Source organism: Vibrio tapetis subsp. quintayensis, from assembly GCF_030409945.1.
Lineage (GTDB): Bacteria > Pseudomonadota > Gammaproteobacteria > Enterobacterales > Vibrionaceae > Vibrio > Vibrio quintayensis.
In genome coordinates, this window is record NZ_JAUFQV010000011.1 from 68,849 (window position 1) to 92,447 (window position 23,599).

Sequence of the window (23,599 nt, forward strand, 5' to 3'; positions counted from 1 at the left end):
CATTAACCTCTAAATCGTTGTACTTTATTATTAATTATTGACAAAACATTCATACCAACTTCTATTTTCATGTAAAAAGTACAAAATGCGAAGATAAAAATAGAATAAATAATTGAAAAGCTCAAACCTTGATAGAACAAATTGTCAAACATAGCAACCACAGTCTTTTGAAGACCGAATGAAAATGCGACCATCACTACCAATGAATATATTTGATACCAGAAACTATACTCTGTCTCTTGAATTCTACTTATGAGCCATAAACCGATATTAACCATAACAATCTGAACCAAAACCATTTTTAAGGATAATGCTATTGAGCCTGATGGGAAAAAACCGCTTGATATTAAGCCATAAGAAACAATGATGCTAACAATCATTCCGGAAATACCCAGTTTCATATAAGTTTTTGTTTCTGACATTGCGTAGAACATTACACCAACTAGTTGCCCTAAGCTCTGATGAATAGGAAAAAACAACATAATTGAAAATGGAATTATTGCCTCATAATAATCAGCCCCAAGCAACTTGGTAATAATCACATCTGACCAGGGCATCAAATATGCTGCAATACATAATGAAGCCAAATAGATCATTTTAGTTGCATTGGCAAACAATTTTTTAACTTTAGCCTTGTCATTCTTTTCTTCTGCTTCTGCAATTTCCTTCCAAATAACCTTAGAAAGAGAGGCCGAAAACAATATACTTATCGCTGCAATTTTACTAGCTACAGAGAAAAAAGCTTGCTGTTCAACACCGTTGAATTCTTGCAAGAACCAAGCATCCAAGAACTGATATAAAAAGTTAAATATTGAAAAAATAATAAGAGGTTTACAATATGTTAAGAATTCATTTTTGAATTGATTAACATTGTATGGCAGTTCCCTATCTAAAAATAAATCCTTATTTCTTTTAAGGAAAATCGCTAAAAATATGAACGCTATAACATAAATAATTATAGTAGCAGCAAAAACGAACATCGGACTAACTTTTCCAATGCTAGCTAATGCATACACTGTGACCATCATAACTACAGAAATAAAAACATTTATTTTCTGTACGTAAAATGTCTCTCTTAATGACTCTGCAACTTGAGTAAATGCATTCCATAAGTGATATTGAAAAAACACGGCAGTAAATGAAGCAAGAATTATTATTTTTTCATTTGTAAAAAGAAACCTATTAATTATAGAGTCTGGTACAAAAACAAACAATAGCAACAAAAAAAACACATACTGAGAACAAATAAGCGAGAGATAATATTTAAAAAATCTGTTCGACCTTTTACCTTTAGAAATAAAAGTATAGAAAGCACTTGATGCACCTAAATCAAACAGAGATATTGATGCAATAAAACTAGCTAGAAGAAAACTATATATACCAAAAAGTTCACTCCCCATACTTTTCGCCAAAATTATCCCAACACTAAAAGACGTGATAGCTTTAATTATATTGGCAATAAATGTAATGGCAAATCGACTAGAAATACTATGACTCTTCAAAATAACCTACCTAATTCTCATAGTTTTCTATTTTTTATATAATCGAGTAATACATCTATATTGTCTTGGTTTGGATTATCGATAGAGTTGATATAATCTTGATATAGTGTTCTATACTTTTCTTTTGCCATAGTTATGTTGTAATTTCCATTAAACTCTTCTGTAGTAGAAATAGTCTCGCATCCCAGAAGATGAGAATAGCTTTTCAAAACTCCTCTCTCATTCTTCTTTAAGATTTCATCATCTAACATAACTACAGGTTTATCATAGATTACTGCATAACTAAGAGCGGTACTATAATGAGTCAAGCACCAAGCACATCTCTGAACTAATTCGTTGGTACTTTTATCATAGACGGCACGCTTACCTATATACCTTTTGTATGCTGGGTGATCTTTCATTCTCGGATGAGGAGAAATCAACACACGCAAACCAAATTTATTTTCAACTCGAACCATAAAGTTTTCAAGTCTAGTAAAGTATCCATCAGCTTCATTTTCAATGTTGTAACCTACTTTCACATTATCACTGTGAAACGGTAAGCACTGGTCAATCAAAAGTATATATGGAAGGGTATCATGACTAATTTCCGACTTCTGGTGATATGCTGAAAATCCATCGAAAGACTGACCTTGAAGAATATCAGTTTTGGTCCCAACACCTAAATAATTATCCTTAGCTTTAATACCTCCAGACTGAACAAAATCATAGCTGTACTTTTGTCGCTTGTAAGTCCAAATTTTAAATAGTTGAGCAACTATATTTTTTACCGACTTACCAGAAAGTTTGTCTAGAATCGATTTTCTTTCGACTACAGAATTTGGCTGAGCCCCCATCAATTGAATGCCTACGCAATTAGATTTTTTCATTGCTAATTTATGTAACTTAAGTTTGGCATTACCATTGAAAATTAAAATGTCATTTTCATCGACATTATGCATTAATTTTTCATAATCATCTATGGTATGGCATATAGAACACTCGACGTGATCTGGGGTAACAATACTAGGTACTACATCTGATAGATTCCATTCAATTTCGCTAATGTCGACTATATGAACGGGGAAACCTAAGTCTGCTAGCTTTTTTAATCCAAAGCTCAAATACTCTCGCTCTGAAACTCTAACAATACTTATATACCAAAATTTAAACTTTCTCACAAATACCTAGACCTTAAAATTATATAGTAAAACCATCATCAATCACTATATTCTGACCTGTAACATATTTAGAAGAGTCAGATAGTAAGTATATTGCCGTTTCCACCATATCTTCAGCTTTTAACATTCCAGTGCCATTTGTTTGTTCTTTATAAGCTTGTATAAACTCTTCTGGTTGTGAATCTATTAGCCCTCCAGGACTAATGCTATTTATTCTAAACTTGCTATTTTTCACATAGGCACATATATACTTATTTAAATGTAATATGGCTGACTTTATTACTGCATACTCAACAGGCATAGTCATCGATGTACCATCATATATTTCGAATTTTGGTGCAATTACACCATAAACTGACGATACATTCACTAGAGCAAATGGGCTATCATTTTTCATAAAGTAATTAGCACACTGTTGAGAAAAAAGAAATGCCGAGCCCAAATGAAGATTTATATTTTCATTGAAACTATCTAAGGTAACGTCAAAAAATTTCTTACCATAGGTGGTATTCCTAGGGTATGTGCAGTTAACTGCTCCGGAAACGTTTTCCACATTTTCCCAAAACTCTGATAGCATCTTACTATCATTAATATTGAGTTCTTCTGTGTGGATTTTTTCTTCTGAAATTGCAATGCCTACGCTTACAAACCTTTCCTTCATAGCTTCGATATTAATATCAAGGGCTATCACCTCACCACCAGATTTCAAGATTCCTTTGACTACCTGAGCTCCTAAAAGGCCGCCAGCACCAACAACTACTATCTTTTTATTTGTAAGCAATTCAGCCACCCTGCTACCTATCAAACTTTCTATAAATGTCTTGCTGCCTATCATCAATAAATGGGAAATTTTTCCTGATAACCTTCACGGTTTCCAAGTCAATTTCAAATAATTCCCATTCATCTGTAGAGTGTGCAGGACTGATTCTATCTCCTTGAGGATCAAAAATGGCTGAAGATCGTTCATACTTCAAACCTTTTCCATCCTCCCCCGTGCGATTAACACCAATCACAAAACCTTGAGTCTCTATCGCTCTAGCTTGTAACAAGGCCAACCATTGATTTGTCCTAGTTGAAGGCCAGTTAGCAATGTTTACAATCGCTGTCGATTGATGTCGATACGCTTGGTAGATTTCGGGAAAGCGGAGATCAAAACAAATTGTAGCGCCAATAGAGCTTCCCCCGATATCAAATACCTTTAAGGCCTTGCCTTTTCTTATATACTCACTCTCTCCTGCATAGGAAAATGTATGTATTTTATCATAGTGCCCAAGTAAGTGACCTTCGGAGCCTATAGCTTGAAGCCTGTTTGTAACACCTCCGTCCTTCCCTTTTGCAAGGAAGCCAAATAAGTGTTCGGTATTAGTTCGCTTACTTAAGCCAGAGAAAAACACCTCGGCTTCAGATGCTCCGTCGACCAGCTCTGGCAACGCGGGATTATCAATAGAAAAGCCTGTTAACGTTAGTTCTGGGTAAATGATCAGATCAACATCCGGACAGGTTTGCTTAATCTCATAAGAGATTCGTTCACAATGAGACTTATTGGCAGTTTTGTCTTCCCACACTTGGTCCAGAGACACCAAAGCAACTTTCACTAGTTAACACTCCGAAATACGGGCTTTATGGCATCTCCTACCAGCCACTCCTCAACAGAGCCGGCATCTATTGCTTTTTTATAAACAGAGAAAGCATGCTCCAATGCAACCTCAGTTAATTTCAGCTCAGCTTCTCCATGACGTTGGCACAAAGCTATCCAAGGCATTAATACGCCATTTTTTATCATTTCTTGAGAAAAAAGCGTTCGAAACTCTAGACTTGCCTGCCCATCGGGACCATAAGTCATGTACCAAGGAGAACAAGAAACACCACCAGCAACAAAGTATTCACCAACACCCGCTTCTTTTGCTTTTCGGTTCATTAACTGAATAAGCTTTTCACCGTATTGCCACAAATGCTCTACTGTATTGTTTTCTTTTAAATATTCCACTGTTTTCACAAACGCACCCAAACCACACATCTCCGCCCCATGCGTAGTAGAAAGCAAAAATAAGCGCTCTGTTCCCAGCTTTTCGATAGAGCCGAGTTCCATGATTTCCCGTTTACCACCAACTGCAGCAACAGAAAAACCATTCGCCATCGCTTTGCCGAAAGTACATAAGTCTGGTTCAACATTATAATAATGTTGCGCGCCTTTAATATCCCAACGAAAACCTGTAATCATTTCATCTAATACAAAGACAATTCCGTGTTTATTACACAGCCGTTGTACATCATGTAAAAAAGTTTCTCCTTCTACTTCGCTAGAGGGAGCTGGGTGAGCCATCGTACTAGGTTCTAAAACAACACACGCGATCTGATCAGGGTATTCTTTTATTAACGTTTCTAACGAGTGAATGTCATCATAAGAAAACATTTTGGTTTGATCTATGACCTCTTGAGGAATACCTTTCTTAATCACCGTAGAGCCAATAAACCAATCATCATAAGAAAAGAAAGGATGCTCGGCACAACGAGCTACAAGCTTACGGCCAGTATAAGCACGCGCCAGCTTTACAGCAGCTGAGACAGCAGTTGAACCATTCTTAGTAAACTTCACCATTTCAACAGAATCAATTAGGTCGACAAGCAACTCAGCAGCTTCTAATTCGATCAAAGACGCACGAGTAAGGTTGTTACCATTCTTAATTTGCTCGAATGCAGCCATATCAATAGCATCTTCTGCATAGCCAATATTTACTGCCCGCAAAGCCATACCATAATCCAAATATGATTGGCCATTGGCATCAAAGCAATACGCGCCCTCACCCTTAGAAAAGATTTCAGGAGCATTTTCAGGATATTGATCATAACCTCGAGAATAAGTATGTGCTCCACCAGGTATCGCTTTTAATAGACGTTGCGTATAACTTTTCATTTTTTACCTTCTAACAAGCTCAATATTTTTCAAAATGGTTTCGATAAAAAGAAAATCAATAAGTGTATCGACTTCATACCTTTTCCAAGGGTCACTCAAGTAACCCATTGTGTTTCCATGGTAGAAATTTTTTTTATTTTTATATGTTTCAACATCTGAAATATACAAGCTACCATCGAAACAGTACGCATCATCGATATCTTGTCGTCGTTTTGGGGTTTCAAAGTCACCACCAAAATACTTTTCAATTTTTCCGGATGGCAAAGTCTTAACACAAAATTCTGGATGACTATCTTCAACTAGAGAAATTCCAACTATCGCTGTATGCTCACTTTCATGCAACAACAACAGAGCCCTATCGATATCTTCTGTTTCCGTTAGTGGGGACGTCGCTTCCAACAGCACGATATAATCATATTTCGATTCTTTTTCACAAAAGCTTAAAGCATGCAAGATAGCATCAGAAGAAGGCGATGAATCTGCAGCAAGATGCTTAGGCCTCATGAATGGGACTGTCGCTCCAGCGGCTTTCGCAGCTTCAGCGATACGTTCTTCATCGGTGCTCACAACAACTTGATCAACATACTTTGAATTAAGAGCTGCTGAAATAGGCCACGCAACCAATGGTTTACCTAGCAAGGGTTTAATATTCTTGCCCGGAAGCCCTTTACTGCCTCCACGCGCAGGAATAACCACTAGGACTTTTTTATTATCAATCATTATACTATCCCAAGTGAATGAATATCTGTTTGAGCACGGTTAAAATCATCCATACGACCAATATCTAGCCAATACTCATGGATAGGAAACATAAAAATGTTGTCCCTCTCATTCATATGTCGTTCTAGTAGTGTGGGCATATCAATATGGTAGTTTTCAGGAACCGATTGGATCACTCGTGGTGATACAATATAGATCCCCGCATTTACGAAGAAACGTTGAATAGGCTTCTCAACCATACTGTTTATTTTGTTCCCCTCACCATTAATCACACCATAAGGGATTTGGTAATCATATTCACGAACACACATGGTTGCATCGGCTTTGTTTTCAATATGAAAATCCAACAAACGCTCAAAATCTACCTTTGTAAGTACATCACCATTAATCATAATCAACGGCAAATCCTGAGGTATGTCGTCTGGTAGCAAACCTAATGCTCCCCCCGTACCAAGAGGCTCATCTTCATGTACGTACGAAATACTAATACCCAAATCACTACCATCACCAAAGTGTTGATGGATTTGTTCAGGCATATAGTGAGTTGAAATATAAAAGTTACTAAAGCCTGCTTTAATGAAACTTTTAATCACCGTTTCTAATATCGGCTTGTCGCCAACTTTTAGCATAGGTTTAGGGCAGTTATCAGTAAGAGGACGCAAGCGAGTACCAAAACCACCAGCCATAATAAACACTGGATTCTGATATCTTTCTTTGCTTAATGCACTATGTAGAGTCTCCAACCCAACAACTTGATTGTCTTGGTCAAGCAGCGGCACGGAAAGTATTTGCTTACGCTCCATTAGCTCCACAAGTTTTTCTTTTGAAGTGCCTTGTAAAGCAGTTATTGGATTTGTGTTCATCACCTCGGCAACAGAATCTGTTAGCATTAAGTCATTAAGAAGGCCACGTCGGATGTCACCGTCAGTCACCATCCCTCGTAATTTCTGATGACTATCGATGACTACAGCCACACGCAATGCTTCATTATTAATAATCTCTAATGCATGCTTGATTGTGCTTGTTTCAGTAATTAACGTTTTCTGCCAACAATGACTCATGATCTACCTTTATTTTTTATAAGTTCTTTCTGATTAGGGCTCTAGCGGGATATGCCGTAGTATTAGCGGCTAAAGACTTTGAAAGGTTGACACCAGATCCTACGACAGCACCTTGACCAATTGATAGCCCTTGAATAACTACCGCACCAGCACCTATATAAGCATTTTCTTCCGTTACTACCTGACCACAAAGAGTCGCCTTGGGTGCAATATGAGTATACGCACCTACATTACAATCATGTTCTATCAGCGCACCTGTATTCACAATACAGTGGCTACCAATCGTGGACCCTGCTTGCACGATCGACATTGACAGTATTTGTGCTCCAACCTCTACATTTGAAAAGGGCGAAACTAGCGCACTATTCGATATGACCGTTTCAAACTGATAGCCCAAAGAGAGGAAGTATTCATTAACTTTTCGCTTCAGGCCTGACCTAGGCATCATGCCTACCCCATTTACTAAGCGCACTTGGTCTTTTGGAAAATCGAGAACGTCATCATCATTTTTCAGATGTGTGATGCCTGAGAAAACTGCCCTTTGGCTTATATCTTCAGGGCTCACAACAGCAAGAATTTCTTTTCCTTGCTGCAGAAGTATGTCTATTAAAACGGAAGCATGACCTCCCCCACCAATCATTACGATGGGGTACACCGGCTTATCATTCAACAATTATGTCTCCCGCTTGATAGCTTTGGCCTGCAGGTTTATCTATTAAATCCCAGAAGCGATAAGGCGACATTCCGGTACCCGGACGTTTGATCGTCAGATTCTGACGACTAAAGCACTCTCCCGCTTTAATTGATTTCGCTGCGACTAAACTCTTCCTCGCTACAGCTTTATTCTTCACTTCAGAGACCGTTGGGGTTTTTACACCAGCTCCTAACGCAACCTCAACCTGACGAATCCCGTTGACCATGGCCGCAAGCTCACTTGGTTCAAGCGAAGCTTTATGATCAGGGCCTTCCATGTTCTTATCTAAGGTAAAGTGTTTTTCAATCAACACCGCACCACGAGCCACAGCCGCTATCGGGATAGTGATCCCTTCACTATGATCTGAATATCCAGCAGGCAACTCAAAAGCTCTACCCAATGTATCCATCGCTTTTAGGTTAATTTCGGCCATTGGCGCGGGGTATTCTGTTGTGCAGTGAAGTACGGTGACTTTTTTCTTAAGCATTTGTTGGCCAGCAGTTGAAGCATAAGCTTGCTGAAAAGCACCTACACTCGGCAAAGCTGCGTCATCGGCAGTATAACCGAAGGCAATTACACCAAGTACCGCTTCAACTTCCGATAACGTCGCCATACCTGTTGATACAATTAAATCACATCCAGTGCGAGCATGCTCCAACACCAAAGGCGCATTGGTAATTTCACCTGATGGGATCTTTAATCGAGTTAAGCCTAAATCATTCACTAAGAAATCGAGACTTTCAGAGTCAAATGCGGTTGAAAGAAATTCAATGCCTAGCTTCTGGCAATGCTCAACCAGCTGATGATGCACTTGATAAGATAACTCCAAGCGACTTAACATCGCCAGTTGTGACTCCTGCTTTTGGGTGTTAGTTACTTGATATTCAGCTTGTTTTGCATCTTCCGTGACTAGATTTTTTGCTTTAAACGTCTGAAATTTAACGATATCAGCGCCCGCTTGATGCGCAGCATTAACCAGTTCAAAAGCCAGTTTTTCATCACCATTATGATTAACACCAGCTTCTGCAATTATTAACGTCATAGGGTTCTCGCTTGTTCTCGTTAACGTAAGTTATTGTTCTATTTCTTTGTACTACTCAGATCGTAAAAAGCTTTGCTCGGCTCAAATTGTAGCGACTTAAGCATATCAATCACTTGCTTGCTAACATCCCCTTGCCCATATGGATTATAAACAACCTCATCAGTCTGCTTATAATTACGGCTCACAGCAGCACCAATAGCCGCCGAAATAGCTTGTTGATTAGGAGCGCAATGCAACACACTTTTTGCAGCTAAACGCCCTTTTTGTCTGACCCCAATATTAACAGTAGGGACATCAAATGCAGGAACCTCGATAATACCGCTTGAAGAATTACCAATCACCGCAGTCGCATGCTTCACCGCACTTAAATATCGAACTTGTCCTAAAGATGGAATTGCCAATATACGCAATGGCCTTTCACGCGCATACCGTTCCAAAATAGGTATAATACTCCGGCCACCGTCATCTGCATTGGGATAAGTCAAAATTACTTGATGATCTGGGAATTCGTCTAACGCATCTAACAACGCTTGAAAGCTGGCTTCTGGCAATTCTTCTCCAAGCGTTACTGGGTGATAGGTAACTAAAAAGAAAGGTTGAGATAGTGGGAAATTAAGCGACTCCGCTAACGCTTCGACCTCCATGAACTCGGCACGTTTCAAGTGGTCAAGCCCAATAGCCCCAACATTACGTACTCGATCGGGGGCTTCACCTAACTGGATCACTCGTTGACGGTATTCCTCAGTAGAAGTGCCGTGCAAGTAACTTAATTTAGTAATTGCATGACGAATTGCATCATCATAAGCCCCTTCGGTGATCTCCCCACCATGCAAATGTAAAATAGGAATACGCAGAATCATCGCTGTCTGTGCCGCAGCTAAAGCTTCAAATCGGTCACCTAGAATCACTAACACATTTGGCTGTAAGCGCGCTAATGCATCAGCAAAACCCAACACCCCTAGGCCCATACTCTTTGCTGTGCCCACAGCAGAATCAGATGAGAGTAATATCTCGATTTTTTCATCAATCTTAAAACCATCACTCTCTATTTGTTGGTATGTTTCGCCAAACTCAGGGGATAAATGCATCCCAGAAACCAACAGTTGAAGATCAAGTTCGCAATCACTCTGAATGTCTTTTAACAACCAAAAGAGCAGACCATACTCAGCCCTTGTACCTGTAAATACCGCGATTTTTTTATTCATGACTTATACTCGCTACCAAAGTGCTCATCAAAATTAACGACGTCCAGAGCTCAATTAGAGCAACCTAAAGCGATACCGGACTACTCGGCAAGTTAACCAAATGCCCTTCAATATGCTCAGAGTGCGTTAAATCACCACGTGGCGCATCTTTAAACATAGGTAAACGATGCATTAGCTGCCAAATTGGACGAGTCATGACCCCTGCATCATTAGTCTGCTTGAGCAGTGCATCACGCGAGTCCGCAGAAGGACAAATAACTGCATTAAGCCAGTAATTCGACTTAGCATATACCGGTTCAACCACAAATTTATAGTAACTTCCGACAAAGAAATTCTGATACTTATTTGCCAGTTCTCGCTTACATATTAGGTATTGTGCTAACACTTCCATCTGTGCACAACCTAATGCAGCATTAAGGTTAGGCATGCGATAATTAAAACCTGCCTCATCATGAAAGAACTCATAAGGATGAGGAACCTTTGCTGTTGTCGTAACATGCTTTGTATGCGCTCCCTGCTCTGCTGTTTTACAAAGCACCATACCGCCACCACCTGTGGTAATGATTTTATTACCGTTAAAACTCACAGCACCAAAATCACCTAGCGTTCCAGTATGCTTCCCTTTATAAAACGACCCTAAGCTCTCAGCAGCATCTTCGACCAGAGTCACTCCCCACTTTTGACAAACTAACAACAGCTCATCTAATTCTACTGGGTGGCCAAATGTGTGCATTGGTACTACTGCACGTATTGGTCTCTGAGTTTGTTTATGGATGCAGCCGGAGGCGGTGAGCTGTGCATGCTCTGAAAGATAGTTATCCATCGCTCTCGGGCACAACCCCAAGCTTTCCGGTGACACATCAACAAAAATTGGCTGAGCTCCCATATGGTGAAGTGCATTACATGTAGCAACAAAAGTTAGCGCTTGCGTAATGACAAAATCCCCTTGTTTTACACCCGCCATATACAGCGCAGCATGCAATGCTGCCGTACCGTTTACCGTAGCCACCGCTTTTGCAGTTCCGGTATAGGCCTCAATTTGGCTCTCAAACTGATCAACAAACTTACCTACGCTGGATACAAAAGTACTTTCTATTGTTTCCAATACGTACTTCTGCTCATTACCATTAAAGGTAGGGGCGTGCAGTGGAATAAAATCGTTAGTTTGGTACACATCGCGTACAAACTCGACAAGAGGTGTTTGGCTCATCATTGAGGCCTCATTTGTATAATTATAGGGATGTACTTAGGAAAGTCTCATGTGTTGATGAGTCAACAATATCGAATTCTCAGATCACAAAAAGAGCACCAGCGTGCTCTTTAGCTTTGATTTGTAAGATAATTATATTCTAACAAACTCTGTATCAAAAAACATTTTGCGGTGCTCAATCATCGATAACACGTAGTTAAACTCAAATCGATGCACGCTACCGCCCGGAGGTTAAACGCACCCTCAAGGCATAAATGGGCAATTTTTGAACGACACATCGCCGCTATCGCCGCTATCGCAAAACTCAAACCAAAACTTCGCTTTAGCTTCATTATATAGTGTGATCTTAGTACTAGAAGAATACAAGAAGAATCCCCCCTATCGTAGTGATACACAATCATAATTTAAGACTCTTTCACCCATAAAACCTGTAGAAACCGATTTGAGCACTTCAATTAGACCTACAAAATCGAATGCGTTTTTTTTACGCTAACCCTGTGTACCAATGATTTACCTTTGCTTCTCTATCCTTAGGCAAGTCATTGGTATCCAATCTAGGTAAGAGCAACGGATGATCAGCAGAAAAATCGGCGACTCTTACTTCCGTTGTAAAGGCAGCATTACAACCTTGCCTCAGCAACTCAGTGACGACAGGATCACTAAAAGAACCATACGGATAACAAGCTGTCCACTTAGTCATATCACAACCAATAGACTCCAAAAACGTTTTCGATTGCTCTATTTCTTGTTGCAATGAAAGGCTATCTAATTTATTCCACCAGTAGTGATCATAGCCATGACAACCAACATGCATTCCATCACGCACTAATTGCTCTAATTGATACTTATCCATATAGAGCTCTCGGCAAAATGCTTCTTCATTCATACCCACATGCTTGATAAATAGTTTATCTGCAATAATATTGCGTAATTTTTCAGGTAGTGCATGCTGAAGCATACGTTTAATGAAAATAACTTCTTTACAATCAAATCGGTCTGCCACGGCCAACTCATTAAAGTACTCATCAAATTGTTTTAAATCGTGTTCGTTCTGATAGATTTCGACTTCAGTTTTCAATGACTGGACTAAGTCATTCATATTACCGACCGATGCCAAAATAAAATGCACTTTATTAACATCTAAAACTTTATGCTCAAGCACAGTCTTCGCTGGCACATAAAAAGACCCCTGCATATTCATTTTTTTCAAAATAGGATATACATGAGTAAAATGCTCGGCGTATCCATCATCAAACGTTAATAACAGTGCTTTCTCTGGTAAAGCTTGTTCTTGAGTTTTGGCAGCCAGTACCTGCTCCATAGTAACGACATTATAATGCCTTGCAAAAAATTCAAGCTGCTCCACAAACAGATCCAACTCCAAACCTTTCACTTCCTGATAACGCGACTGCTTAATACGACGTACATAGTGATACATGACCACTGTCAATGATTGGGACATATCGATTCCTCAAATTAAATTACCTTGGGTCGGCCTTAAACTGTTAGCCTACGTTTCCTTTTAACCATAGGTATTACATCAGTGTCGGCCATAGACATCACGTATTTGGCCTGTCCTGATCACCATCGCCTTTAAAAAATAGTGCGTTCTTATTTTTGTAAGACACATATATATCGATATTCTCTTGTATATATGGCGAAAAATAATTTGGAATTACATTTAAGTCATCACTTGTTCTTTGGACAAAGCCTGCACTTTTCAAGATGTTAGATTCAAACCCAAAGCTATATAAGTCTATATATTCATATTTAAAGTCTCTAACAAGATTAGCCAGGAAGGAACCAGAGTAAGACAATAACGTTCTGTCACCGACATAATCTATAACTCGAAACACCTTTCTATTCGAAACTTCAACTTCTCTGCCAATCAATAGAGCCATTGATTGCTTTCCTTCAAGCTTATAAATACAGTATTTATAATGAGGATGCTTAAAGTATCTTTTTATAAGGTATTCTGAGTTTTTATACGGAACCTGTTCTATATCATTATTAATATATGTAAAATCAACATCCGAGGTATTGGAGATTTTTCCAAAACTCACATCCAAGCTGTTTTCGCAATATTGGCCATGAGCAAAATCAACAATTTTGGCGATCTTAAAGTCATCTTTGTATTCTTCATTCAATAGGTAAAAGTGATCCATTAAAGAAACACTGTCTTTAAAAAATGACTTATATATTTTTTCAGTCGTTTTCTTATTTATACCGATTTCTAATCTATTCCTATATGGAGTAAACTTTTTCAGATTTCTTATTAGCATCGCTCCAAGCATAGGCGCTCTGACATCATCTCTAATATGCCAAAAACTTCCCCATACATCAAACAATGTCGAGTTAAGCGCTGACTTCATGAAACCATGTATACCTACGATTTCATTTGTTTCTTCATCGATAGCCAGTATCATATTAATGGTATCTTGCTCTTTAAACTCATATAAGAACAGCTCAACATCTCGTGACATTATATGATTACTACGCCAATGCTCGCCAATATAGTTCATTATGGCTTCTACATCAGACATACTCGCAATTCTAATGTCGTATTTCTTTCTATCGCTCACAGGCTAACCCCAAACTAACGAATATCAATGACGCGACTTAGCCCTAATATAAGGTCTACGCCATCCCAAACCAGATCAAAATCCATCGTCTTTCCAATCGGGACCACCCTATCGATACCTTTTGGTTTTTTACAAAAAATAAATTCATGTAGCGATAATTGAAGATCACCCAAGTAGCCAATAGTTTGGCAACGAGTACTGTTACAAAAATCGAAAAGTTCATCCATTGACTCAGCATCATATTCTAAAAATAGACCCGAATTACCATGATTGCTCACTGTCGTTGCAGATGGTTGATCCATTTTAACGCGTGTTATCAAATTATCTTTGGATGAGACTAACGAAAGTTCACTATTTAGTGCGCTCCACTCCAAAAGTTTAGTGTACTTGGCCACAGACTGAACCGCTTGAAGCGCATACTCATGGTGAACTTTTGCGTACAAATGCCCCCAAAAAGCCTCTTTTGCCTCTTCCTTACGTTTACCAAGCCAGAAAATCATAACCGGCGAAGTACATGCATTTTGATCAGATAAATAGGTATCATTAAAAAAATCTATTGCGATTTTTTCTTTATTTTTATCTTCTAAGTAGTCATCCGCATTGATAACAGCGATAGAATAACGATCACTGAACGTTATTTCATTTGATCGAGGAGGTAATACCGAATGCCTAATATTTTCAATTGTCGCATCACCGCCCCAGATAAGACGAGAATTTGCTATGTTAGTGAACGCATCATTGATGCTTTTCTCGCGGTTATAGCGCACGCAAACAATCGAGTTTCTCATATTAACATGAGTATCTAACGCGACTTGAATAGCATTTAAAATAATATCAACTTGCTCAAAAGCTATAGAAGGGACTTTAACAATATTTGCATTTCCCGCCAAAAGAGCGGATACCAATGAATACGCAAAGTTCACAGGAACATTAGAAGGAGCGATATGAAAAACAATCCCTCTTCCAAGCCTATTAACAATAGAAGATTGATAGGATTTCTGCTTTTCAGACAAAGAGGCTTTTCTAATCCAGAAAGCAAAAGTAATGACTTCTGGGTATTCTTTTGCCTTTTTGTCTTTTAGTAACGTCTTTGATAGTGAATTTAAGAACTCCAATATCTCACAGTCAAACGGGCGATATGAAGAAGTCCCCTCTTGCATGGTACCAACGATGTCGGCACCACCAAGTAACCATTGAATCGGTAATGAATCAAAATTGTGTTGCATAAGTATCACTACATCCTCTGATCTCTGCGTTTTTTAGCCTGCCAAATATCTTAAAATATTTCCCTTTTCTTCCGCATGGACAATTATCTTCACCAAGAAGAACACCTTCATCTTCAGTAAGTAATGAGTGTCCAGGATAGGAATGAGGCAAAACAGAAAGCACTTGAATTATGCCTCTTTCGCCAATATCGCAAATCGAAAAGTCTGCAGCTCGTCGGATAATAACGTCAGAATAATGGCTAACGTGCAAATGCCCATGAGAACACTGCATATAGATACTACCTGTTTGTTCGACCATACCGTAATAGTCATGTATTTGTTCTTCCGGAATCGAACAGACACGATTCAACGCCTTACCAAATTCTTCAGGCGTTACCGATTCATTTTGAAGCTTTTTCCAGCCTCCCCCATGGATCAGTACCGCATTAGAAAGATCGATTTTACGCTCGTTTACTTGATTATATTCTTTCAATTTCTGATAGAAATGCTTCCAAACCATAAAAGTAAAACCAAACAAGAAGATCGTTCTATCTTGATGCTTCTCTACGAACTCCATAATTTGGTCAACATTCAAGTTCATCTCATCATCAAGTGCATAAGCTCTTTTAGAACCGAAGATTGAAAATCCTAATATCCCTGCACCTCTAGCAGAGAACATCTTTCTATTCTTTAACACCGACGGCGAGTCAATTATCAGCATCGGCATTCTAGAGCCCCCAGTATAACTAGAGACAATTTTAGTCAACGCTTTTTGCTGGCTTGCAACGGTAGATTTGTCCAGATAAATCTTAGATACGGCTTGGCCTGTCGTCCCTGATGAAGTCATTGTTTTAAAAACATCAGCCTCTGGAATACTCTTTAAACTGAGGCTCTTAAATAGACTTACTGGCAAAAACGGCACATCACTAATAGAAGATAATGCCTCGGAAGTAACACCGAGAGTATTTAACATGTTCTGATATTGAGAACAGTTTGCACTATGATATGAAGTGAGTAACTTCATACTCTCTAGGAACATTGTTTCTTTAGCAACTTTACCTAACTGATAAGGTGCCATTTCGTGATAATTTTTTATATCTTGGTCTAATCGTTTTTGATTCATGATAAGAGCCTGATTTTAAAAGGGTAGTTTTTTGTATTGAACTTTACCTGACTCATTTTTAGGAATCGAATCTATGCTTTCGATCTGCAGCCCTGAAAAATGGATACCAATTTTATGAGAAAGATATTTCCTAACTTCAGCTTTCACTTCGCTATTGTCCGTAGTAACGAAAACATACATTTTGTCATCATTACCAGAACAGACACTCTCAAAATCTTTAAAATGACTGCGAACGATTTGTTCAGCGCTATCTAGATTAATACGATTTCCAAATAGCTTAATAAATCTCTTCTTGCGACCTACAATTTTGAAATGTCCGTCAGTATCAAATTGGGCCATGTCGCCAGTATAGAGCGTCCCATTATGCTCATTGCCTTTCATCAGGTCTTCTCTGACTTCAGAATACCCTAAAAAAACATTGGCACCTTCGTAGACAAGTTCTCCGGTTACGTTTGCTTCATTTACTTGATTTCCAGCATCATCTATAAGAGAAAATTCACCACCAGGAATAGCAATCCCTACGTAGCCACACTTACTCAATGATTCATGCCATGGCAGGTAGCCCATTCTTGCTGTCGCTTCTGTCTGCCCGTACATAACGACAAATTTAAGAGCGTTTTTTTGCGCGTATTCTGCAAACTCTCGTTGTAAATCAGGTTCTAATCTACCGCCAGCTTGAGTCATGTAACGCAAAGAAGGCAAAGACATTTTGAAAAATCTTATCTTTTTAAGTATTTGATAATTATATGGAACACCAGAAAGTGACGTGGCTTTTTGTTCCTTAAAGAAATCCCAAAATTCTCGTTGCATGATGCTTTTCGTCGTTAATAGAATAGTTGCACCAGCAATTAAGTGAGAGTTTATAATAGATAAGCCATACGAATAATTCATTGGTAAGCTAGTAATTGGTCGTTCTGACTTATCAATCTCTAGATAGTTAATAATTGATAAGGCATTGCTTTCTATATTTTCATAGCTCAGTTTCACCAACTTAGGACTACCAGTAGAGCCTGAAGTTGGAAGTAAAAGCGCCAGATCATCATGCATCGCCACGTCATCAAAGCCTGTCGAAATCAGTTCGTAACCAAAAGCCTCCATGACTACATTAGTGGTGTCCGAATAGAAAATATTGGCGAGATCTTTAGGGATCCAAAAATGGCTAGGCTTGTAGCGTTTGACCAAGCCTCTAACAAGATCCTCATCAAAGTCTCTATTTAGCATTAATGGAACAGATCTGTTATTGATAAATGATACATAACCGAACAAAGCGCCAATACTATTTTCACAAAAAGAGAATATAAAGTTTCTTGTTGGTAATTTTAGAGCGACTTCGTTTGAAAAAGTGACAAGCTCTGCATAAGTTTTATTATTTCCGTATTCATCTATTGCGACTATTTGTTCTGAGTATTTAGCTAAGTCGAACATGATAATTAACCTTTTATATACGAAGCCACTTTAAGGGATCGCCTTCTATATCTTTGAAAGAATAAATTTCACCATGACCTGGCAATATCAGTAATCCCTTATTTACCTTTTCAAAGTAAGGTATCGTGATATTATTCAAGTCATAATTGCTACTATCTTTAAATCGAGTAATAATCGGTGTGTTTTTTATTAAATAATCACCAGTAAATAATAACTGATTATTAAACTCGATAGCAACCGAGCCTGGAGAGTGCCCTGGGGCAGAGGTTAGTAGTATGGGGCATCCATACCAATCTATTTTCTTCTCTTTATTGAAAGTAACATCAGCAAAACAAGAATAAGGTGGGTTGTTTTTTTTATACTCTTGAGCAAGTTTAGTTCCACTCTTTTTATCTATTTCAGTTAACTGCATTAGAATTACAAGCGGTGCATTATTTCGTTTCTTTGCTATTTTTATCGCACATATATCATTACAAACTAAACTCGCTTTAAAGTTTGATTTGAAAAAGTTGACACCAGATGTGTGATCTGGATGTTCATGCGTTAATAAAATAGTAATATTATCAACTGTATTGGATTCTAAGATTTCCAAAGCTTTAAGAGAGTAATGGGGATCAACGACTATTGCGTTGCTCCCCTTACAAATCAAAAACATATTAGATTGAACTGGATATAGCTCAAACTGGTAAACTTGTATATTACCGAGAGATAATATCTTCATCTAATATCAATGTGTCACTTTCAATATCACGAGCTAGTGTAGTACCAATAACTTTTTCATACTGATCTGGTGCAATACCTGTGCCTGGGCGTTTTGCGTACAAATCTTCTTTGGTTAAGACTGTACCCGCTTTTAAATCTTTTTTGGCAATAATACTTCTTCGCATGTTTTCACGTTGTTGCAACTCATCTTCGGATACAACGCGGTCATAACTGCCCATCGCTCTCTGAACAGTATTACAATTATCGACTAACTGTTTCATCTCTTCAGGTTCAATAGCCATGTTGTTATCCATACCCATACGACTGCGGTCTAAAGTAAGATGTTTTTCAACAACAGAAGCCCCCAGTGAAATAGCTGCACCCGCGATTTCAGTTCCCAAGGTATGGTCTGAAAAACCGATTGGGTATTGAGGGTATTCGCTCTTCAACATAGTAATGTTATTTAAGTGAATAGTCTCAGGTGGCGCAGGGTAAATCGAGATACAGTGCAATATCACCAAGTTTGTATTACCTGTGCCTTCAATTATTTCCACAGCACGTTGTATCTCATCAAAGTCAGCCATACCCGTTGATAAGATGATTGGAGCACCGGTGTTACCTATATATTCAAGAAACGGAAAGTTATTTATATCCATCGATGCGATTTTTATAAATGGCGCATTACACTTATCTAGTAGAAAATCCACTTCCACTTCAGAGTATGGTGTTGAAGAGTAGCCAATACCTTTATCATTACAATATTGGGCAACTTCTAACAGCTCTTCTTCCGATAAAGACATCTTTTTAACAATTCGCTTGGCAATCGGATTCTTTTCGTAATAGGTCTTTGAATATAGTGTATCTGGTGTCCATGATTGGAACTTCACACAAGAACAGCCTGCATCAACGGCCGCATCAATCATTTTTTTCGCGGTCTCAACACAACCATTATGGCTAGAGTTAACTTCAGCAATAATATACGGCTTCAAGTTATTACCAATTAACGTTCCATCTTTAAAATTTATTTTAGCCATCATAATTCTCTATTGATCAATTGGTGTCACAATCATTTCTTTAAGAAATAGGTCTCTATCCATAAAAGGAGCCTGATCTTCCAGACCTCTTCTTACAAAGCGACGTTTTGCATTTCGACCTAAATCATTCTTAATATATTCCTGACCTTCTAGCCCCATAACTTCACATAGTACCGGGCCGGACAAATTCAGCACTTGATTAACCTTATTTTGAAGGTCTTCAGAGTTCTCAATTTTCACGTAAGGCAAATCAAATGCATCCGCTACTTTTTTAAAATCAGGGCAAGAGACACCATCATCTTGGTTCGTGCCTATCGTTCTACGCCTAAACAGATCTTTTTGTCGCTTATTAATTACTGCATAACAATTATTATTAATAACAAATACTTTAACGGGTAGGTTTAGGTGACTGATGGTTTGCAATTCTTGCAGGTTCATCATGATAGAACCATCACCATTGACAGATACCACTTCATTGCCACTTTGTATTTGCGCGCCAATGGATAAAGGAAGAGCCGCACCCATTGCACCTTGTGATGCAGGATGAATGAAACGCTGACCGTTTCTCAAACCAATCCCTGAAGGGAAAATAAGTTCTGCCATTCCAGCATCTGTTGTTACTATCGTATTGTCTTTTAAGCCATGACCAAGAGTCTCAGCCAGATAATAGCTATCCACTAATTCTGATTGCTTGTACTTATCTTCACATTTCGGAAATACTTGTTTCCAATGCTTAGCTTTAGCAACCCATTCGGTATTTACTTCGTCTATCTGCTGATCATTTAGTTTATCCAAGAAGGCTTTCGCATCTCCATGAACAAACAAATCGATTTTGACTGTTTCCTTTCTATGTTCAACTTCATCGATATCTACGACAACAACTTTGCCTTCTCGAACAAACTTGTCATATTCGTCACCGGTAGTTAAAGGGGACAATCGACAGCCAAGAACCAATACATAGTCTGAGTTTTGAATAGCAAAATTGCCCGCTCTATTACCACCAAGGCTACCAACCGCCCCGATAGAAAGTTCATTCTCAGATGGGTAAATATCAACGGCAGCACAGTCGTACACGACTGGGATGTTTATCTTTTGAATTAACGCATTCAGCTCACTTTGCGCAAGAGCCGATCTCACACCAGAACCAAGCATCAATACCGGGCGTGAGGCTTGAGAAAGTTCCTTTGCAATAGTTTGAACAACGTCGTTATCGATTGATTGAGGGTAAGCACTCTTCTCAGCCGTAAAGCGCTCTAACTCATCAGGTTTGATGTGTGTATTTTGAATATCAAGAGGAATATCTAACCAAACAGGTCCTTGGTGCCCATCGGTTGCTTCAAATAGTGCTTTATCAAGCTCATATCCGATAGTATCTGCACAAGTTACCATTGATGCATATTTAGTTATAGGTTCAACCAGCTCTATAATATCGGCTTCTTGGTTACCAAACGTTCGCATTGGTATTTTGCTAAAACGCGTGGTTTCATTGAGCATATTTTGCCCAGAGATAAATATACAAGGCACGCCATCTTGCCATGCGGTCAAGAGCCCTGTGATCGCATTTGTCGCCCCACACCCTGTGGAGACAAGGCAAGCCCCGAAGCTTTCGCTTTGTTGAGCATATGACACTGCAGCATAAGAACAGCTTTGCTCGTGGTGTAACGATACGCCTTCAATGTTTTCGTTTTTGGCTACTGCGTCGGTTAAAAACAATATTCCACGACCAGTAACCATGAAAACATGGCCTACACCAATTTCTGCTAATCTTTCTACAATATAATCAGCTACTCGCATTATTCACTCTCAATCTAAATTCATTTCTGAGGTCGAAAACCAATCAGAACATCGGGTATGGCAACAACTAGCTCTAATTCACAAGCCACTACCCCATCGATATAACCTATTGATGTTCCGCGTGCTAACCCTCTTTTAAATGAAGTAAGGTTAGCTTCGATATCTAGTCTTTTTCCTGGAAGAATTTTCTGTTTGAATTTCGCTTTTTCGATGGAAACAAAACCTGTTTTCTTTCCTTTAAACTCAGGAAAAGTCAAAAATGTCATCAAAAAAACTTGTGTTAAAGTCTCTACTTGAATAAAACCTGGCACATTAGGTTCATCAATGAAGTGAGCAGGAAAAAACCACTCATTAAATGTGAAATTCTTATACCCTTTAGCGTACTTCCCAGGAACGGCTTCATGAATAAAGTCAACAAAAAAGCAAGGGTATCTGTTTTGCTGATATTGCTGAATAGCCAGGGCATTGAGGTCCGTTAACTTTAGGTTATCAGTCATCTCTTATGCCTATAGTTCTACAGAATATTTCTTCAAAATATCCTTGCCTACTTGGTAGCTTGAAAAGTCAATAATATCGTCTGTATCTAGTTCAATTTCAAATACTTCTTCTAGTTCAGCAATAAGCCCCATATGGCCAACAGAATCCCAAGCTTCTACATCAAGGTATTTTAGCTCTGCTAGTTGTTCTTCAGTTACTTCTAAAGCTTCGATAAATACTGTGTTATATTTAGCTAAATTACTCATTTATATACTCTTTTTGTTTTATTTCGATCAAATCAATACCAATATTGATTTGAATTCTAACTTGCTTTGTTCGTTAAATCTAGGGCGTTGTTGGCGAAATTGAACGCAGAAAGCACGCCAACACCCCCGTAAATACTGACTTTTAAAAACCGGACTTAAGCTAATTTTTGCAACATTAGCTACATCTTACTATCAAGGTATTTACCGGTCTCTTTGTGACCAAAGTCTGGGAGCATAGTAAAGAACAGCTTAACAAGCTCTTCCTTACTCCATTCACGACCCAACTTCATTCGGCTTACTTCTTGCTCAAACAACGCCAATAATTCTTGCTGATAAAGCGGTTCATTCTTAATGATGCCCAGGTTTTCAAAGCGCGCCATATCCAACGTTTCTTGATCAGTAAAGAACTCTTCGAAGTCTTTTTCGCCCGTAGTATCACTCGACGTAAATAAACAAGGCCATTTACCCTGTGCTGGCAGAGTTTTTGCTAGTTCTCGCGCTTCATCTTCTGTTTCACACAAGTGAGGTTCAAAACCACGTTGCTCAAGGTACTTTATCGCAATATCTGCAAAAGAAATAAGATGCAGGGCTTCACTTAATTTAGGAAAAAAGATGTCGCGGTTTTCACCAAAAATACAAGACATTAAGCAGAGCTCGCCAGACTCTTGCGGAGTCACGAAATAACGTTTGATATCATTTGGGGCAACTATCGGTTGATTTTTCTGAATACGCTGATTAAAGCCATGCAGTAATGAACCGTCTGAAAACGCTACGTTTGCAAAGCGCGCGGTTGAAATCGCTATCTGTTCACTTTTACGCATCAGGAACATTTCCATAATACGTTTAGACGCTCCCATCATGTTGACAGGGTTCGCCGCTTTGTCTGTCGATACGCAAAAGTACTTCTTTACACCAGCATCAATTGATTGCTGAATGGTTTTATCTGTATTAAATACATTCACATCAATCATGCGCATTAAGGTAAATGGGTCTTTCTCGCTACGAACATGCTTTAATGCAGATAGATTTAAGACGTAGTCATACTGACCATCGGCTTTGATAAACGCATCGTATTCGATGGAGCCAATATCTAACGCAAAGGTTTGGAAGTCGCCATCGATATAACCAAACGAACTACGAATATCACGAACCAGCTCAACCATATTGTTTTCGCTAATATCGACCACATGCAACTTGTTAGGATTACGCTTGAAGATCTCTTTTGTGACCGCCTGACCAATAGAGCCTGCGCCACCTAAAACCAAGAAACGAGCCTTAGAAACAATACTTTTCAATTGCTGCTCATTGCCTTGTATGTCCGTATCAAATAGCGCTTTTTGTCGCCCAATTAAAGAAAGTATCGTATTCATATGCCATAAACCAAAAAGAAAAATGTACGCTACCGCCCTAAGGTTAAACGTGCCCTCAAGACGCATTAACATGCTAGGGCATGTATAAGAATTTTATATCGGGGCAATTATAC

22 protein-coding genes are annotated in these 23,599 nt (G+C 38.7%); all 22 read right to left on the reverse strand.

Translation table 11 applies throughout. The features are described 5' to 3' along the window. Positions 1-2: 2 nt before the first annotated feature. The 22 genes from QWZ04_RS03745 to QWZ04_RS03850 all read right to left on the reverse strand — a co-directional run bounded on the left by QWZ04_RS03745 (position 3) and on the right by QWZ04_RS03850 (position 23,486). Complete coding sequence (locus QWZ04_RS03745; protein WP_290325090.1) at positions 3-1,502, reverse strand: lipopolysaccharide biosynthesis protein; 1,500 nt, start codon at positions 1,500-1,502, stop codon at positions 3-5. 17 nt (positions 1,503-1,519) lie between these two features. Further along, complete coding sequence (locus QWZ04_RS03750) at positions 1,520-2,662, reverse strand: hypothetical protein (protein WP_290325091.1); 1,143 nt, start codon at positions 2,660-2,662, stop codon at positions 1,520-1,522. 19 nt (positions 2,663-2,681) lie between these two features. Continuing rightward, positions 2,682-3,452: an oxidoreductase gene (locus tag QWZ04_RS03755; protein WP_290325093.1), complete on the reverse strand. Its 771-nt coding sequence runs from the start codon at positions 3,450-3,452 to the stop codon at positions 2,682-2,684. 4 nt (positions 3,453-3,456) lie between these two features. Then, positions 3,457-4,257 (reverse strand): nitrilase-related carbon-nitrogen hydrolase, encoded by an 801-nt coding sequence (locus QWZ04_RS03760; protein ID WP_290325095.1) that lies wholly within the window; start codon positions 4,255-4,257, stop codon positions 3,457-3,459. Continuing rightward, entirely contained in the window at positions 4,257-5,576 is a 1,320-nt protein-coding gene (locus tag QWZ04_RS03765) for a glutamate-1-semialdehyde 2,1-aminomutase (protein WP_290325097.1), read from the reverse strand. The genes QWZ04_RS03760 and QWZ04_RS03765 overlap by 1 nt, the downstream gene beginning before the upstream one ends. Positions 5,577-5,579: 3 nt before the next feature. Further along, a complete protein-coding gene (locus QWZ04_RS03770) occupies positions 5,580-6,296 on the reverse strand; it encodes an acylneuraminate cytidylyltransferase family protein (protein WP_290325099.1) in 717 nt (238 codons plus the stop codon). Beyond that, positions 6,296-7,357, reverse strand: coding sequence for a nucleotidyltransferase family protein (locus QWZ04_RS03775; protein ID WP_290325101.1), 1,062 nt, complete (start codon positions 7,355-7,357; stop codon positions 6,296-6,298). The genes QWZ04_RS03770 and QWZ04_RS03775 overlap by 1 nt, the downstream gene beginning before the upstream one ends. 16 nt (positions 7,358-7,373) lie before the next feature. After that, positions 7,374-8,027 (reverse strand): acetyltransferase, encoded by a 654-nt coding sequence (locus tag QWZ04_RS03780; RefSeq protein WP_290325518.1) that lies wholly within the window; start codon positions 8,025-8,027, stop codon positions 7,374-7,376. Then, positions 8,020-9,093, reverse strand: coding sequence for an N-acetylneuraminate synthase (gene neuB / locus QWZ04_RS03785; protein WP_290325103.1), 1,074 nt, complete (start codon positions 9,091-9,093; stop codon positions 8,020-8,022). Before neuB ends, QWZ04_RS03780 begins: the two co-directional genes overlap by 8 nt. Positions 9,094-9,131: 38 nt before the next feature. Next, positions 9,132-10,298, reverse strand: coding sequence for a UDP-N-acetylglucosamine 2-epimerase (neuC, locus tag QWZ04_RS03790; RefSeq protein WP_290325106.1), 1,167 nt, complete (start codon positions 10,296-10,298; stop codon positions 9,132-9,134). A 64-nt stretch (positions 10,299-10,362) separates the two neighbouring features. Next, on the reverse strand, positions 10,363-11,508 hold the full coding sequence (locus QWZ04_RS03795; RefSeq protein ID WP_290325520.1) for a LegC family aminotransferase: 1,146 nt from the start codon (positions 11,506-11,508) through the stop codon (positions 10,363-10,365). Between the two features lie 484 nt (positions 11,509-11,992). Then, positions 11,993-12,970 (reverse strand): polysaccharide deacetylase family protein, encoded by a 978-nt coding sequence (locus QWZ04_RS03800; protein WP_290325108.1) that lies wholly within the window; start codon positions 12,968-12,970, stop codon positions 11,993-11,995. A 97-nt stretch (positions 12,971-13,067) separates the two neighbouring features. After that, positions 13,068-14,051, reverse strand: a complete 984-nt coding sequence (locus QWZ04_RS03805; protein WP_290325111.1) for a hypothetical protein — start codon at positions 14,049-14,051, stop codon at positions 13,068-13,070. 53 nt (positions 14,052-14,104) lie between these two features. Continuing rightward, positions 14,105-15,316 carry an acyl-CoA reductase gene (locus tag QWZ04_RS03810; RefSeq protein ID WP_290325112.1) on the reverse strand — a complete coding sequence of 404 codons (1,212 nt, stop codon included), beginning with the start codon at positions 15,314-15,316 and terminating at the stop codon, positions 14,105-14,107. Beyond that, entirely contained in the window at positions 15,300-16,418 is a 1,119-nt protein-coding gene (locus QWZ04_RS03815) for a LuxE/PaaK family acyltransferase (RefSeq protein ID WP_290325114.1), read from the reverse strand. Before QWZ04_RS03815 ends, QWZ04_RS03810 begins: the two co-directional genes overlap by 17 nt. Positions 16,419-16,433: 15 nt before the next feature. Continuing rightward, positions 16,434-17,843 carry an AMP-binding protein gene (locus tag QWZ04_RS03820; protein ID WP_290325116.1) on the reverse strand — a complete coding sequence of 470 codons (1,410 nt, stop codon included), beginning with the start codon at positions 17,841-17,843 and terminating at the stop codon, positions 16,434-16,436. A gap of 13 nt (positions 17,844-17,856) precedes the next feature. Then, on the reverse strand, positions 17,857-18,564 hold the full coding sequence (locus QWZ04_RS03825; RefSeq protein ID WP_290325118.1) for an MBL fold metallo-hydrolase: 708 nt from the start codon (positions 18,562-18,564) through the stop codon (positions 17,857-17,859). Next, the gene (locus QWZ04_RS03830; RefSeq protein ID WP_290325120.1) at positions 18,542-19,582 is read right to left on the reverse strand and encodes an N-acetylneuraminate synthase family protein; all 1,041 of its coding nucleotides are present in this window, start codon (positions 19,580-19,582) and stop codon (positions 18,542-18,544) included. The genes QWZ04_RS03825 and QWZ04_RS03830 overlap by 23 nt, the downstream gene beginning before the upstream one ends. A gap of 6 nt (positions 19,583-19,588) precedes the next feature. Then, the gene (locus QWZ04_RS03835; protein WP_290325122.1) at positions 19,589-21,373 is read right to left on the reverse strand and encodes a thiamine pyrophosphate-binding protein; all 1,785 of its coding nucleotides are present in this window, start codon (positions 21,371-21,373) and stop codon (positions 19,589-19,591) included. Positions 21,374-21,393: 20 nt separating this feature from the next. Continuing rightward, entirely contained in the window at positions 21,394-21,870 is a 477-nt protein-coding gene (locus QWZ04_RS03840) for a 3-hydroxyacyl-ACP dehydratase FabZ family protein (protein WP_290325125.1), read from the reverse strand. Positions 21,871-21,879: 9 nt separating this feature from the next. After that, positions 21,880-22,116 carry an acyl carrier protein gene (locus QWZ04_RS03845; RefSeq protein WP_290325127.1) on the reverse strand — a complete coding sequence of 79 codons (237 nt, stop codon included), beginning with the start codon at positions 22,114-22,116 and terminating at the stop codon, positions 21,880-21,882. A gap of 179 nt (positions 22,117-22,295) precedes the next feature. Further along, positions 22,296-23,486, reverse strand: coding sequence for a UDP-N-acetylglucosamine 4,6-dehydratase (locus QWZ04_RS03850; protein WP_290325129.1), 1,191 nt, complete (start codon positions 23,484-23,486; stop codon positions 22,296-22,298). Positions 23,487-23,599: the final 113 nt, after the last annotated feature.

What these genes read in the sequence shown, in the direction of transcription:
- QWZ04_RS03765 (WP_290325097.1), bottom strand. Translation starts at nt 5,576, where the DNA reads ATGAAAAGTTATACGCAACGTCTATTAAAAGCGATACCTGGTGGAGCA.
- QWZ04_RS03770 (WP_290325099.1), bottom strand. Translation starts at nt 6,296, where the DNA reads ATGATTGATAATAAAAAAGTCCTAGTGGTTATTCCTGCGCGTGGAGGC.
- QWZ04_RS03775 (WP_290325101.1), bottom strand. Translation starts at nt 7,357, where the DNA reads ATGAGTCATTGTTGGCAGAAAACGTTAATTACTGAAACAAGCACAATC.
- neuB (WP_290325103.1), bottom strand. Translation starts at nt 9,093, where the DNA reads ATGACGTTAATAATTGCAGAAGCTGGTGTTAATCATAATGGTGATGAA.
- neuC (WP_290325106.1), bottom strand. Translation starts at nt 10,298, where the DNA reads ATGAATAAAAAAATCGCGGTATTTACAGGTACAAGGGCTGAGTATGGT.
- QWZ04_RS03795 (WP_290325520.1), bottom strand. Translation starts at nt 11,508, where the DNA reads ATGAGCCAAACACCTCTTGTCGAGTTTGTACGCGATGTGTACCAAACT.
- QWZ04_RS03800 (WP_290325108.1), bottom strand. Translation starts at nt 12,970, where the DNA reads ATGTCCCAATCATTGACAGTGGTCATGTATCACTATGTACGTCGTATT.
- QWZ04_RS03805 (WP_290325111.1), bottom strand. Translation starts at nt 14,051, where the DNA reads ATGTCTGATGTAGAAGCCATAATGAACTATATTGGCGAGCATTGGCGT.
- QWZ04_RS03810 (WP_290325112.1), bottom strand. Translation starts at nt 15,316, where the DNA reads ATGCAACACAATTTTGATTCATTACCGATTCAATGGTTACTTGGTGGT.
- QWZ04_RS03815 (WP_290325114.1), bottom strand. Translation starts at nt 16,418, where the DNA reads ATGAATCAAAAACGATTAGACCAAGATATAAAAAATTATCACGAAATG.
- QWZ04_RS03820 (WP_290325116.1), bottom strand. Translation starts at nt 17,843, where the DNA reads ATGTTCGACTTAGCTAAATACTCAGAACAAATAGTCGCAATAGATGAA.
- QWZ04_RS03825 (WP_290325118.1), bottom strand. Translation starts at nt 18,564, where the DNA reads ATGAAGATATTATCTCTCGGTAATATACAAGTTTACCAGTTTGAGCTA.
- QWZ04_RS03830 (WP_290325120.1), bottom strand. Translation starts at nt 19,582, where the DNA reads ATGATGGCTAAAATAAATTTTAAAGATGGAACGTTAATTGGTAATAAC.
- QWZ04_RS03835 (WP_290325122.1), bottom strand. Translation starts at nt 21,373, where the DNA reads ATGCGAGTAGCTGATTATATTGTAGAAAGATTAGCAGAAATTGGTGTA.
- QWZ04_RS03840 (WP_290325125.1), bottom strand. Translation starts at nt 21,870, where the DNA reads ATGACTGATAACCTAAAGTTAACGGACCTCAATGCCCTGGCTATTCAG.
- QWZ04_RS03845 (WP_290325127.1), bottom strand. Translation starts at nt 22,116, where the DNA reads ATGAGTAATTTAGCTAAATATAACACAGTATTTATCGAAGCTTTAGAA.
- QWZ04_RS03850 (WP_290325129.1), bottom strand. Translation starts at nt 23,486, where the DNA reads ATGAATACGATACTTTCTTTAATTGGGCGACAAAAAGCGCTATTTGAT.